The organism is Kineococcus auxinigenes (assembly GCF_050871525.1).
Taxonomy (GTDB): domain Bacteria; phylum Actinomycetota; class Actinomycetes; order Actinomycetales; family Kineococcaceae; genus Kineococcus.
The window spans coordinates 24,570-36,795 of sequence record NZ_JBKBCT010000041.1; the positions used below are offsets into that span (position 1 = coordinate 24,570).

Here is a 12,226-nt window from a genome sequence, read left to right on the forward strand (position 1 = left end):
TCGGGCCGGGCGCCGGACCCCGTTAGACTGGGGCCCGGTTGCCTCGGCGAGGGACGGCGCGGGTCGCGAGACCCACCCTCCGTGATCGACGCGGTGGACGGCGCGCCGCGCCCTCCCGAGGTGTGTCAGCAAGAGAACCCCGACCTCCCGAGGAGAACCCCGTGGCCGAGACCAAGCTGTCCGCCGAGAAGCGCACCGAGTTCGGCAAGGGCGCCGCCCGCCGCATCCGCCGCGCCGACAAGATCCCCGCGGTCGTGTACGGCCACGGCGAGGAGCCGGTGCACGTGACCCTGCCGGGTCACGCCACGATGATCGCCCTGCGCCAGTCCAACGTCCTGCTGGAGATCGACGTCGACGGCGAGCGCCACCTGACGCTCCCCAAGGACGTCCAGCGCGACCCGATCAAGGGCTTCATCAAGCACGTCGACCTCATCGCCGTGCGCAGCGGCGAGAAGGTCACCGTGGACGTGACCCTGGTGCTGACCGGCGAGGCCGCCCCGAACACCGTCGTCAACCAGGAGCTGACCACGCTGTCCGTCGAGGCCGAGGCGACCCACCTGCCCGAGTCCCTCGAGGTGTCCCTCGCGGGCCTGGAGGCCGGCAGCCAGATCGCCGCCGGCGACGTGACCCTGCCCGAGGGCACCACCCTCGCCGGCGACCCGGCTCAGCTCGTCGCCGTCGTGCAGGGCGCCGCCAGCGCCGCACAGGCCGAGGCGGAGCTGGAGGGCCTGGAGGCCGAGGCCGGCATCGTGCGTGAGCAGAGCCACTCCGACGACCAGGGCGGCGCGGCCTGAGCCTGCGCTCCGCGCGACGGGAGATCTGAGTGAGCGACGCGTGGCTCGTCGTCGGGTTGGGCAACCCCGGCGCCGAGTACGAGCGGACCCGGCACAACGTCGGGCAGGCCGTGCTCGCCGAACTGGCGAGCCGCGCGTCGGCCACGTTCAAGCGCCACCGTTCCGGCGCCAGGGTCGCCGAGGTGCGCCTGGGCACCGGTCCCGGCGGCGCCCCCGGCCCCCGGGCGGTGCTGGCCGCCCCGACCTCGTACATGAACGTCTCGGGCGGCCCCGTGGCGGGCCTGGCCAGGTACTACGACGTCGGGCTGGACCGGATCGTCGTCGTGCACGACGAGCTCGACGTCCCCTTCGGGGCCGTGCGGCTCAAGCGCGGCGGGGGCGAGGGCGGGCACAACGGCCTGCGGTCGATCTCGCAGTCGTTGCAGGGCAAGGACTACGCCCGGGTGCGGGTCGGGATCGGCCGCCCGCCGGGCCGACAGGACCCGGCCGACTTCGTGTTGAAGGAGTTCTCCTCCACGGAGCGCAAGGAGCTGCCGTTCCTGGTGCTGGACGCCGCCGACGCGGTGGAGGAACTGCTGACGCGCGGCCTGGAAGCGGCGCAGCAGAGGTTCCACGCCCCCACCTGACACCCGACGGAGCCCGCGCCCTCCCCGTCGCCCGGGGTTCAGCGTGCGGGGTTCACCGCTCGAGCTTCACCACGCGAAGAGCGGCGGTGCCTGCAGGCGCTGCACCGTCGTGGTGGCCGCCCGGTGCAGGTCCGTCAGGGTGATCTCGTCCGCCTCGCGCACCAGGGCGAGACCGCGCTCGCCCAGTGCCCGTGCGATCTCCCCCTGGTGCTCGTCGACGTGCTCCCGGTGCGCGGTGCGGCGGGGCACCAGCAGGGGGAACTTGCCCGCCTCCAGCGCCCCCAGGGCCGAGCCGGTCCCGGCGTGGGCGACGACCACGTCCGCCGCGGCGACCGCTGCGGCGAGCTCGTCCGAGGGCACCGCCGGCCGGGCCTCGACGTCCAGTCCGGTGACGTCGGTGGAGCCGGTCTGCCACAGCACTTCCGCGTCCGCGGGCAGCACCTGGACCATCCTGTCGAGCAGGCGCCGGAAACCGTAGGCACCGGTGCTCCCGACGGTGACCACGACCCGCAGCGGACGTTCCGGCAGCGGTTCGGCACCCGGCGCGGCGGTGAAGCCGTCGAAGATCGAGCCGCCGTAGCGCCAGCGCTCGGACGTCAGGTGCTCGTACTGGGTGTAGACGCGCACCCTCGGCACCCGGGCCAGCACCCGGCCGGCCATCGAGGGGCCCTCGAAGCGCGTGGCGCTCTCGATGAACCGGGTGTCGACGCCCCGCGCCGCCGCCTGCGGCAGCACCGACAGGGCCAGGCTGGCCCCGGTGCTGACGGCGGTGCTGAAGCGGTGGCGCCGGAACAGGTGGCGGGTGGCCAGCGCGTGCCGGACCAGCGCGCGGTAGTCGCGGGCGTCGGGGTAGTCCACCCAGCACACCTGCTCCCCGGCCAGCAGGGCCGTCGTCTGGGGAGCCCGCACGGTCACCCAGACCCGGTCACCCTCGAGGCCGAGGCGGGGCAGCCAGCTGTGCAGCTGCTTGACGTGGCCGCCGTTGTTCGCGACGAGGAGCGTTGTCACCGTGCTGAGCTCGCAACCTGTTCGTAGAGGCCCAGCAGCGCCTCGCGCTGAGCGGCGGAGTTGTGGACCGCGGCGAGGTCGAGGCCGACACCGGCGGACTGCGGGTCCTTGGCAGTCTCCTCGGCGGTGGACGCCAGCGCCGAGGGCGTCCGCTCCAGCCTGCGCACCCCCAGGGACTCCAGCGCTGCGATGCGGCGCGCGACCACGGGGACGCCCAGTTCCGCCGCCTCGAGGATCGTCATCGGGCTGCCCTCCCACGCCGCGCTGTGGACGTAGACGTCCGCGCGGGCGAGCTCGCCCAGCAGGGCCGAACGCTCGATCCAGCCGGTCACCCGGACTCCGATCGAGCGCAGGCGCTCCTCGTCCTGCGGCGTCCCGCCGCCCAGCCAGACGACCTCCGCGTCCGGGCGCGAGCGCAGCAGCTCCCGCGCCGTCGCGGCGAAGAACGCGGGGTCCTTCTGCGGGCAGATGCGCCCGGCGGTGACGTAGCGGGGTCCGTGCTCGCCCGGCTGCTCGGCCGCCGCGGCGCGCTCGCGCAGGGCCCAGCCGGGCAGCGAGACGACCTGCGGGACGTACGCGACGCGGCGCACGCCCAGGCGGGCGGCGAGTGCGGCCTCGCGGGGGCTGACGGCCGCCACGCCGGCGGTGCGGCGGGCCAGGAGGTGCTCGGCCCGGTACAGCGCGAGCCGGTGCGCGCGCGAGAGGTCGGTGCGCTCGAAGCCGAAGCAGTGCGGCGTGTAGACCACCCGGTCGGCGGGTACCCGCAGGCTCGCGCGGGCGTACGCACCGGCCCACGAGGAGTGCACGTGCACGACGTCCGGGCGGGTCCGGCGCACGGCGTCCTCCACCGCGGCGACCATCCGCACCGGCGAGAGCTTCGAGGGCAGTTCGCGCACCGAGGGAGCGCCCAGGTCGTCGCCCGTGCCGTGCGTGGGGCGCGGGCGGCCGGCCACGAAGTGCTCGGCGTCGGCGCTCGTGGCGGAGATGTACTCGCGCAGAGCGCTGGTGACCCCCCCGCCGAGCGCCTCGACGATGTGCAACACCTTCACGCGGTCCCCCCTTGACGATGGTCGTGATGCGACGGCGGCCGCGTGACGGCGCCCCCCGACGCCCACGCACCTACGCCGCCGCATTATGCCGTGCGGTCCGCGCGGTGCACACGGTCCGGGCGTTCCGGATGGGGGGCGTCGCAGCCGTCCCGGCACGGGGGGCGGTGGCCGCGCCTTACATTGACCGCATGGAAGCCCCCCCGCAGCCCTCCGGTCCCGGCGCGCCGGGAGGTCCGCAGCCGCAGGGCGGTGGACGGGGCGGGACGTTGCGGCGCAAGGCTTTCGTCGGTGTGCTGTGGGCGTCCCTGGAGAAGTGGTCCGTCCGGCTGAGCACCCTGGTGGGGTTCGTGCTGCTGGGGCGGCTGCTGCAGCCGGAGGAGTTCGGCGTCGTCGCCCTGGCGATGGTGTTCATCACCCTGCTGACCGTGGTGGCCGACGCCGGCTTCAGCACCTACCTCATCCAGGCCCGCGAGGTGGGGCGCCGCACGACGAGCACGGCGTTCTACATCTCGCTGACCCTGGGGGCGCTCCTGGCCGGTGCGCTCGTGGCGGTCGCCCGGCCGCTGGCGGCCGCGTTCGACGCCCCGGAGCTGGCGCAGGTCCTGCCCGCCGTCTCGGTGGCGGTGCTCGTGGCCGGCGCCTCCAGCGTGCCCGTCGCGCTGCTCTCGCGCGAGCTGCGGTTCCGCGACCTCGCGGTGCGGCAGGTGGCCGCGACCGTGACCTCGGTCGTCGTGGCGATCGCGCTGGCGTTCGCGGGCGCCGGCGTGTGGGCGCTGGTCGCCCAGCACGTCGTGCGCAGCGTGGTGGCGTGCGCGGTGCTGTGGGCGCGCACCGACTTCCGCCCGGCGTGGGCCTTCGACCGCGTCGAGGCCCGGGCGATGACGCGGTTCGGCGCCAGCGCCCTGCTCGTGCAGCTGGGCCAGCAGACCCGCGACCAGGGCGAGTCGCTGCTGGTGGGTGCCGTCACCGGCACCACCTCGCTGGGGCACTGGACGGTCGCCCGCCGCTTCGTGGGCGTGGTCGTCGACCTCTTCTCCTCCGTGGTGAACGTGGTGGCGCAGCCGGTGTTCGCCAAGGTGCGCGACGACCGTCGCCAGCTGGCGCGGGCCCTGGGCAGCACCTCGGCGCTGGGTGCCCTGCTGCTGGCCCCGGTGCTGGTGGCGCTGGCGCTGCTCAGCGACGTGGTCGTGCCGGCCGTCTTCGGCTCGCAGTGGCGCCTGGCGGCCTCCATCGCCGCGGTGCTCGCGCTGCGCAGCCTCGTGCTCTCGCTGAGCGAGTTCCACCGCTCCGCCCTGCTCGCCGCCGGCCGGCCGGGCGCGGAGCTCGCCGTGACCGTCGTGCAGCTCGCGGGCCAGGTGACGATCATCCTGCTGGTCGGCGGCGGCGACCTCGTCGCCCTCGCCTGGTGGCTGACCGGCTGGATGGCCCTGTCCTGGCCGTTGCGGGCCGCCGTGGTCCGCAAGCTGCTGGGCGTCGGCTGGGGGTCCTACGCCGAGACGGGGAGGGTGCTGCTGGCCACCGCGCTGGCGGGCGGGCTCGTCCTCGCGCTCGCCCGCTGGTGGGACCCGGGGACCGCCGGGACGGTGCTGGTCGGCGCGCTCGGCGTCCTCGCCTACGCGCTGCTCGTCCTGCTGCTGTGCCGCCGGTCGGTCGCCGAGGTGCTCACCTCGTTGAGGTCCCTGCGTCGCCGGCGCCCGCCGGTGGCCGCCGCGGCCCCCTGAGGGGGTCGCGGCGCCCCGCGCTCAGCGCCCGGCCGGCAGGTTCGCCAGCACCCGCTGGAAGTGCGGGACGAGCCGGCGGGCCGTCGCCTCCGGCCCCCCGGCGTCCGCGTACCAGCGCAGGCACTCCTCGTGCAGCGCCCGTGCCTGGTCCGGGTGGGCGGCGTAGTGGCGCATCGCCGAGCTGAGCTGCGACCAGTGCCGCAGCCGCACGGCCGGTGCACCCGCGTACAGCCCCCCGCTCGGCAGGGAGGTCACCACCGGCACGGTGCCGCTGCGCACGGCCTCGTAGTAGCGCCAGGTCTCCCGGCTGGTGCCGCGCGGGTCGAGGCAGAAGCGTGCTCGCGCCATGTCGCGGCTGTAGGTGTCGGCGTGGTCGGCGGCGCGGTCACCGTCGACCAGGTCGATGCGCACGCGCAGCTCCGGCAGGGCGGTGCGCAGGTGGTCGACGGACTCGCCCATCTTCGTGCGGTGCACCGTCTTGATGTTCCCGACGTGCCGCCGCGCGGCGCGCCGCAGCGCACCTCCCTTGTCCATGCCGTGCGAGGCGCTGCCGGCGAAGTAGACGTCGACGTCCCGCTCCTCCCAGGGCACGAGCGGAACCTCCCGCTGGTGCGCGTAGCCCAGCGGGAGGGCGACGACGTTGCGACCCGAGGGGCGGGTGCCCGCGCGGTGGGCCCACCACCGCCGCTCGACGCGCACGCGCGCCTCGTCCAGCAGTTCCAGCGCACCCAGCGGGCGGGGCAGCATGCCCACGGCGTCGCGCCAGGAGCGGTCGCGGTTCGTCGCGAGGACCAGGTCGACCTGGTCGGCCCAGCGCGGCACCCGCGACCAGTTGTCCAGGACGAGCAGCGGCACGACCCCCGGTCCCGTCCACGGCAGTTCCCAGTGGTTCGGGGTGACGACGACGCGGACGCCGCGCAGCCCTCGCGCCGCGGCGGGGTCGGCCGCCACCAGCTGCTCCTCCACGCTCCTCAGCACCTCGGCGAAGAACCGGCCGTTCGCGACGGGGGCGGCGGCCGGGTCGCCCAGTTCCCACGGGACCGGCTCGGGGGTCCGCTCGGGGTCGAACCAGCTGTAGTAAGCGGCGTGCATGTACCTCGTCCTCGGCAGGCGTCGACGGTTGACCCGTCCGTGTGAAGCTCAGGCGAAGACCTCCTGCGCTTGCGCCGGACACGACTCGAGGGCAGGTGGCCTCTGTCATGATGAAGGCTCTCACGCTCGGGAGGGCAACCTAGTGATGCAGACAGCAGGAGTGCGCCAGCCCCTGGGCAAGGCGCTGCGACGCTTCTGGCTCGTCGCGGTGCTGGCCGCGGTCGTCAGCGGCCTGGCGGCGTACGCGGCGGTCGGCAGCGTCTCGCGGACGACCTACGTGGCGAACGCCCTGTACATCGTCCCCACGGCCCCCGCGACCGCGGAGGGGGAACCCGCGGCACCCAGCACGTTGCCGTCGTCCCCCTACGACGCCGAGCGCCTGGCGCAGAACTACGCCCTGGTGCTCGCTGAGGACGCTCAGTTGCTGGACGGCTTGGCGTCGACCCTGGGGGTGAGCCGCGCGCACCTGTTGGCCCGCGTCGTGGTCGAGAACGTCCCGAGCAGCGCCGCCATCCGCGTGACGTACACCGGTGACTCCGCGGCCGAGGTGGACGACTACTTCACCGCCCTGGCGAACCTGCTGAACGCGCCGCAGCCGAACATCCCGCAGGGCAACCTGCGGGCTCTGAGCCTGCCGACCGACGCCACCGAGCAGGCCGGCCTGGCACCCCTCGCCCCGGTGATCGCCGTGGTCGTCGGCCTGCTCGTCGGCATCGGTGGGGCGCTCCTGCTGGAACGCCTGGACAGCCGGGTGCGGACCGCCGCGGACCTGCGCCGCGTCGCACCGTGGCCGGTGTTCGACCTCACCAGGGGCCAGCGCACCGCCAAGGCGCAGTCGGTCGTGCTGCGGACCCTCACGGACTCGGCCACCCGGCACGTCGCCGTGGCGACCGTCCCCGGCGGCAGCGCGGGAGCGGTCGAGGCGCTGGTGCAGGAGATGCGTGCCGCCTCGCTGTCGGTGTTCTCCACCGAGCGCCGGGGCTCCACGCCCTACCCCAACTGGCACCCCGTCGGTGCGCTGGGCACGGACGGCGCCGCGGAACGCCGCGCCATGGAGGGCGACGCCGTGCTGCTGGTCGTCACCAGCGGTGTCCGCGCGCGCGACGTCGAGGCCGCGGTCGGCAGCCTGGGCGACGTGGAGGTCGGCTCCGTCGTGGTGGTGCTCGACGAGGCCGCGCGCCGTCCTCGCGAGCACCGGGCCGCCACGGCCACCGTCGAGCCGCAGGAGCGGGAGACCGCCGCCGACCAGGACGCCGTCCACGCGGTGCCCGACCGCCGGTGAGTTCGCTGCCGGGCGCCCACCGGCGCGTGGCCCCCGGGCGCCGGGACGCACGCCTCCCCGCCGCGGTCTGCGCGGTGCTCCTGCTGGCGCTCGTCGTCGGCGCCTCGGCCGCCGTCCACCCGCTCGCGCCGGTCGGCCTCCTCGTGGTCAGCGCCCTCGTGGTGGTGATGTGGCTGCGTCCCGTGGTCGCGGCCGTGCTCGTCTCCGCGGTCGTCCCCGCGCTGGCGGGTCTGGGGCGCGGGGCGGGCGTGCCGGGCCTGAAGCTGTCGGAACTGCTGCTGGCCCTGTGCGCCGCCACCGTCCTGCTGCGCGTGCCCGCCCGCTGGCGCCGCTTCACCGGCGCCGACCTCGCCCTCCTCTCCTTCGCCCTGGTCGCGGCGGCGCTCGCCGTCCACCACGCCGCCGACGGTTCCTCCTCGTTCGACACCGTCCTGCGGGTCGGTCTGCAGCCCGCCTTCCTGTTCCTGGCCTGGTGGACGGCGTCACGTTCCGTCGCGGGCCCGGACGAGGTGGTGACCGTCGTGCGCTGGACCCTCGTGGTCAGCGCCGTGCCGGCAGCGATGGCCGTGCTGCAGTTCGTCGACGTCCCGGGCGTCAGGAGCCTGCTCATCGCCCTGACCGGCGGTGGCCTGCTCAGCGACAGCGGTGAGTCCTTCAACCGGGTGACGGGACCCTTCCCGATCTGGCACTCGCTGGGCGGGTACCTGATCATCCCCACCGTCGTGGCGATCCTGCTGCTGCTGCGCGACGACCGCGTGGTCCTGCGGCGCCCCGCGCTGATCACGGTCCTCGCCCTGAACGCCGCGGCCCTCGTGGCCTCGGTGACGGTCACCCTGTTCCTCTGGACCCCGGTGGCCATCGTCGTGGCGGCGTTCCTCGCCCGCCGCACCCGGCGGGCGCTGGCCGTCCTCACCGCCATCGCGGCCGGTGCGCTGGTGCTCTTCCCGTCCATCCTGCTGGACCGCTTCGAGGCGCAGACGACCGCGGCCTCCGGTGCGGGCGGCGGTCTCGTCCCGCAGACCGTCGCCTACCGGTTCCTCGTGTGGCAGCGCGACTACTTCCCCCTGCTGGAGCAGGGAGCCGCGTTCGGCGTGGGCAACGAACTGCCGTCCTCGGTGTTCTTCACCTCCACCGAGAACCAGTTCATCACCTGGGCCCTGCGCGGGGGACTGGTCCTCGTCGCCGCGGCGTGCGTGGCGATGGCGGCGCTGCTCGTCCGCTCCTACCGCCACACCCGATCGGCGGACCGCCCCACGGCCACGGCCGCGATGGCGCTGGTCGGCGTGCTCGTCTTCCTGCCCGCCGCGCTCATGGTGTGGCCGTACCTGACGAACGCCGGGCTGCCGCTCGCGCTGTTCGGCTTCGCCGGCGCCCTGCTGGCGAACTCCCCGGGGCGAGCACCGCGGGCTCTGGGCGTGGTGCCGGCAGGCGCACCGCGCGGTGCGGTGCCCGCCGGGCCCACGCGACGCTGACCACGGTGCCCGACGGCGCCGTCCGTCACGACGACCGACCGAGATGGAACGACTGCGAGGAGAGGTGTCCCGTGGGACCAGCACCCCGACCCCCGGTGGTGCACGTGACGTGGCAGCGGCACGCCGGGCGCGCCGCTGAGATCGCCGGCTCCCTGGGGGGCCGTGCGCTGCACGTCCACCCCCTGGGCGGGCGCAGCAAGTGGCGCGTCGCCGGGCGGTACGGCCTGAGCGTCGCCCTGACCGCCGCGGGGTTGGTGCGCCACCGTCCGCGCTCGGTCATCGTCACGAACCCGCCGGTCTTCCCGGCCCTGGTCGTGGCGGGGTACGCCGCGTGCGCACGCGTCCCGTTCGCCCTGGACAGCCACACCTCCTCCTTCGGGGTGAAGGGCAACGCCGTCGCGCGCCGGATGCTCGGCGTCCACCGCTGGCTCGCCCGCCGCGCCGACACGGTCATGGTCGCGTCCCCGGAGTGGGCGGACGTGGTGGACGGCTGGGGCGGTCGCGGCCTCGTGGTGCACGAGGCCCCCCCCGGGTGGGAGGCGGCGCCGCCGCGCACCGGACGACCCACCGTTCTCTTCGTCGGCGTGTTCGCCGACGACGAGCCGGTGCGCGAGGTCGTCGAGGCCGCGCGCTCGCTGCCGGAGGTGCGCGTGCGCATCACCGGCGACCTGGAGCGCTGCCCGGAGGACCTGCGTCGCTCCGCGCCCGCCAACGTCGAGTTCACCGGGTTCCTGGGCCCGCGCGAGTACCGCGCAGCCGTGGAGGCGGCCGACGTGCTCCTCACGCTGACCACGGAACGGACGTCCGTCATGCGCGCGGGGTACGAAGCGGCCTACGTCGGCCGCCGGCTCGTCGTCTCCGACTGGCCGGTCCTGCGGGAGGTCTTCCCGCACGCCTGGCACACCGACCACGAGCCGGCGTCGATCGCGCGTGCGCTGAGGGCCGCTCTCGACGACACCGGTGACGGTGAGCGCGAGGAGCGGGCGCGCCGTGAGCAGACGGCCCGGTGGGACGAGCAGCGGGCGCGGCTCGTGGCCGCGCTGCGCCTGTCGGCCGGTGGTTCGGTCGCACCCGCACCGGTGCTGGAAACCCGTACGTGACCGGTCCTCCGGTGGAGGGACCGCGCGAGGTGGACGCCGGGGGAGCAGCGCCGGAGGCCGGTCCACCGCGTCCGCGCCGCCGAGCCCTCCTGCTGGCCGGGATCGGCGGGGCCGTCGCGATCGCCGGCGGCGCGGCCACCGTGGCGCTGCTGCGCGAGAGGTCCGCCGGCCGCCTGACCTGGGCGCCGCCGCAGCTGGACTCCCCGGTGGAGATCGACGTGACGGAGGACGAGCACGTCCTGGTGCTCGACGACGACACGGACTACGTCCTGCGGCTGCCCGACGAGCCGCTGCAGGTCCTGGGCGGGCTCGACGTCACCGGCGGGCGCAACATCGTCCTCATCGGCGGCGAGATCCGCGCGCCCGACGAGTCCGAGGTCGAGCTGGACCGTCGCGGGGTGTACCTGAAGGGGCAGAAGGGCACGATCCACATCGAGGGGGTCCGGCTGACCGGCAACCTCTCGGAGGGTTTCAACCTCGCCGTACCGGACGGCGTGCTGCAGCTGCAGAACGTCGTCGTCGAGAAGGTCGCCGGCAGCCGCGAGGGCAACCACGCCGACATCGTCCAGACCTGGGCGGGACCGAGGCGCCTGCTCATCGACGGGCTGAGCGGCAGCTCGAACTACCAGGCCATGTTCCTCATGCCCAACGAGTTCGACGAGGACGGCCCGGTGCCGGAGGAGTTCGACCTGCGTCGGATGCGGCTGGCCGGTGTCGAGCGGCACGGCTACATGCTCTGGGCGCCGGACGAGGCACCCTGGTTGTCCGTCACCGACGTGCAGGTGACGCTGGAGTACGACCGTGGCCGGGAGATGACCTTCTACCCGCTGGACGTCTGGAGCGAGGTCGAGGTCGTCGAGGAGTTCACGGTCCCGATGCCCGACGGTGAGCCGGGCATCGGGTACGAGTCTCCGGGCTACCGCGAGGACTGACCCTGCACGAGAGCCGCCGCTGAACGAGGACGGCGCCGGTGCTCCCCGTCGGGGAGCACCGGCGCCGTGGTGGTGCGGGTGGTTCAGCTCACGAAGTCGCGGGCGGGCTTGCCGATGGTGACGTCGTACCAGTCCTTGTCGGCCTCCCACAGCGAGGAGGCGCGGGTGCGTCCGCCGCCGGGCTGGACGTAGACGTTCTTGACGTTGATCTGCACGCCGTTGGAGTCGTTGGCGTTGCGGGTGCCGGCCAGCCAGAGGATGTAGGCCGAGCGGGACGCGGCGCCTTCGAGGTTGACGTTGCGGATGTCCCAGGTGCCCAGCTTGCCGGTGCCGAACTGGTAGGGCTGCAGGAAGAAGCCCTGGTACTCCAGGTTCTTGGCGGTGAAGCCGTCGATGAACAGGCGGTGCGGGCCGTTCCAGACCTGCAGGGCGTCGCCGCCGATGTGCTTGCCGGTGCCGCCGGGGTACTCCACGTGCACGCCGTCGACGCGGATGTCGCGGAACTGCACGGTCAGCACGGCGCGCTCGGCCTTGGAGTCGACGTTGATGCCTTCCCAGATGTGCGAGCCGGCGCAGTGGAAGCCCTCGACGTGCACGGTGCGGGGGGCGCCGAGCTTGTCGTTGCCGTTGATCTTCAGGCAGCGGTTGTTGTTGGGCTGGTCGACCATGGAGGGGAAGTAGCGCTTGGAGAACTTCACGGTGCCGCCGGTGCTGACGACGTTGCGGCCGCCGGTGAGCTCGAAGCCGCCCTGGACGTCCAGCGCGGTGGAGGGCCACTGGATGAGGACGTCGCGGTCGGCGGGGGCCTTGAAGTAGCGCTGGGAGGCGCTGGGCACCCAGACCAGCGGGTTCTGCAGGGTGGGGGCCTTCCACGAGGCGCGGTCGGTGGTGGTGCCGCTGGTGGTGCCGGTGCTCGGCGTCGCGGTCGGCGTCGGCGTCGGCGTCGCGGTGGGAGTCTTGGTCGGCGTCGGCGTCGGCGTCGGCGTCGGCGTCGCGGTGGGGGCCGGGGTGGTGCCGGTGGCCGGGGTGATGAGGATGGCGGCGACGGTGGCGTTGTCCTGGTCGGCCTTGAAGCCCAGGTCGAGCTTGCCGTCCTTGACGGTGGTGGTGAAGGTGCGCTGGGCGGCCTTGTTCTTGCCGCCGGCGATCT

The 12,226-nt window shown here is 74.3% G+C and carries 11 protein-coding genes; 7 read left to right on the forward strand and 4 right to left on the reverse strand.

Features of this window, described 5'->3' with window-relative positions:
- Positions 1-161: 161 nt before the first annotated feature.
- Both ACRYR9_RS12350 and pth read left to right on the forward strand, forming a co-directional pair.
- Positions 162-794 (forward strand): 50S ribosomal protein L25/general stress protein Ctc, encoded by a 633-nt coding sequence (locus tag ACRYR9_RS12350; RefSeq protein ID WP_432490928.1) that lies wholly within the window; start codon positions 162-164, stop codon positions 792-794.
- Between the two features lie 29 nt (positions 795-823).
- The gene (pth, locus tag ACRYR9_RS12355; protein ID WP_432490926.1) at positions 824-1,420 is read left to right on the forward strand and encodes an aminoacyl-tRNA hydrolase; all 597 of its coding nucleotides are present in this window, start codon (positions 824-826) and stop codon (positions 1,418-1,420) included.
- Between the two features lie 66 nt (positions 1,421-1,486).
- Here pth and ACRYR9_RS12360 read toward each other — a convergent pair whose 3' ends face one another.
- Positions 1,487-2,428: a glycosyltransferase gene (locus ACRYR9_RS12360; RefSeq protein ID WP_432490924.1), complete on the reverse strand. Its 942-nt coding sequence runs from the start codon at positions 2,426-2,428 to the stop codon at positions 1,487-1,489.
- Positions 2,425-3,477, reverse strand: coding sequence for a glycosyltransferase family 4 protein (locus ACRYR9_RS12365; protein WP_432490922.1), 1,053 nt, complete (start codon positions 3,475-3,477; stop codon positions 2,425-2,427). The genes ACRYR9_RS12360 and ACRYR9_RS12365 overlap by 4 nt, the downstream gene beginning before the upstream one ends.
- A gap of 188 nt (positions 3,478-3,665) precedes the next feature.
- Between ACRYR9_RS12365 and ACRYR9_RS12370 the strand changes: the two genes are divergently transcribed.
- Entirely contained in the window at positions 3,666-5,198 is a 1,533-nt protein-coding gene (locus ACRYR9_RS12370; protein WP_432490920.1) for a lipopolysaccharide biosynthesis protein, read from the forward strand.
- A gap of 21 nt (positions 5,199-5,219) precedes the next feature.
- Here the strand turns inward: ACRYR9_RS12370 and ACRYR9_RS12375 are convergent, their stop codons facing one another.
- Positions 5,220-6,290: a hypothetical protein gene (locus tag ACRYR9_RS12375; RefSeq protein ID WP_432490919.1), complete on the reverse strand. Its 1,071-nt coding sequence runs from the start codon at positions 6,288-6,290 to the stop codon at positions 5,220-5,222.
- A 160-nt stretch (positions 6,291-6,450) separates the two neighbouring features.
- On the opposite strand from ACRYR9_RS12375, the gene ACRYR9_RS12380 reads away from it, so the two are divergent.
- The 4 genes from ACRYR9_RS12380 (at position 6,451) to ACRYR9_RS12395 (ending at position 11,076) form a co-directional block, all read left to right on the forward strand.
- Positions 6,451-7,572, forward strand: a complete 1,122-nt coding sequence (locus ACRYR9_RS12380; RefSeq protein ID WP_432526025.1) for a YveK family protein — start codon at positions 6,451-6,453, stop codon at positions 7,570-7,572.
- Between the two features lie 74 nt (positions 7,573-7,646).
- Positions 7,647-9,044 carry a hypothetical protein gene (locus tag ACRYR9_RS12385; RefSeq protein ID WP_432490915.1) on the forward strand — a complete coding sequence of 466 codons (1,398 nt, stop codon included), beginning with the start codon at positions 7,647-7,649 and terminating at the stop codon, positions 9,042-9,044.
- A gap of 71 nt (positions 9,045-9,115) precedes the next feature.
- Entirely contained in the window at positions 9,116-10,144 is a 1,029-nt protein-coding gene (locus ACRYR9_RS12390; RefSeq protein ID WP_432490913.1) for a glycosyltransferase, read from the forward strand.
- Complete coding sequence (locus tag ACRYR9_RS12395) at positions 10,141-11,076, forward strand: hypothetical protein (RefSeq protein WP_432490911.1); 936 nt, start codon at positions 10,141-10,143, stop codon at positions 11,074-11,076. Before ACRYR9_RS12390 ends, ACRYR9_RS12395 begins: the two co-directional genes overlap by 4 nt.
- An 83-nt stretch (positions 11,077-11,159) precedes the next feature.
- Here ACRYR9_RS12395 and ACRYR9_RS12400 read toward each other — a convergent pair.
- Positions 11,160-12,226, reverse strand: a 1,067-nt coding sequence (locus ACRYR9_RS12400) for a hypothetical protein (protein ID WP_432540195.1), incomplete at its 5' end; no start/stop codon positions are given.

Bases quoted from the DNA above. Each gene is read 5' to 3' on its own strand.
- ACRYR9_RS12370 (WP_432490920.1), top strand. From the start codon at position 3,666: ATGGAAGCCCCCCCGCAGCCCTCCGGTCCCGGCGCGCCGGGAGGTCCG.
- ACRYR9_RS12375 (WP_432490919.1), bottom strand. From the start codon at position 6,290: ATGCACGCCGCTTACTACAGCTGGTTCGACCCCGAGCGGACCCCCGAG.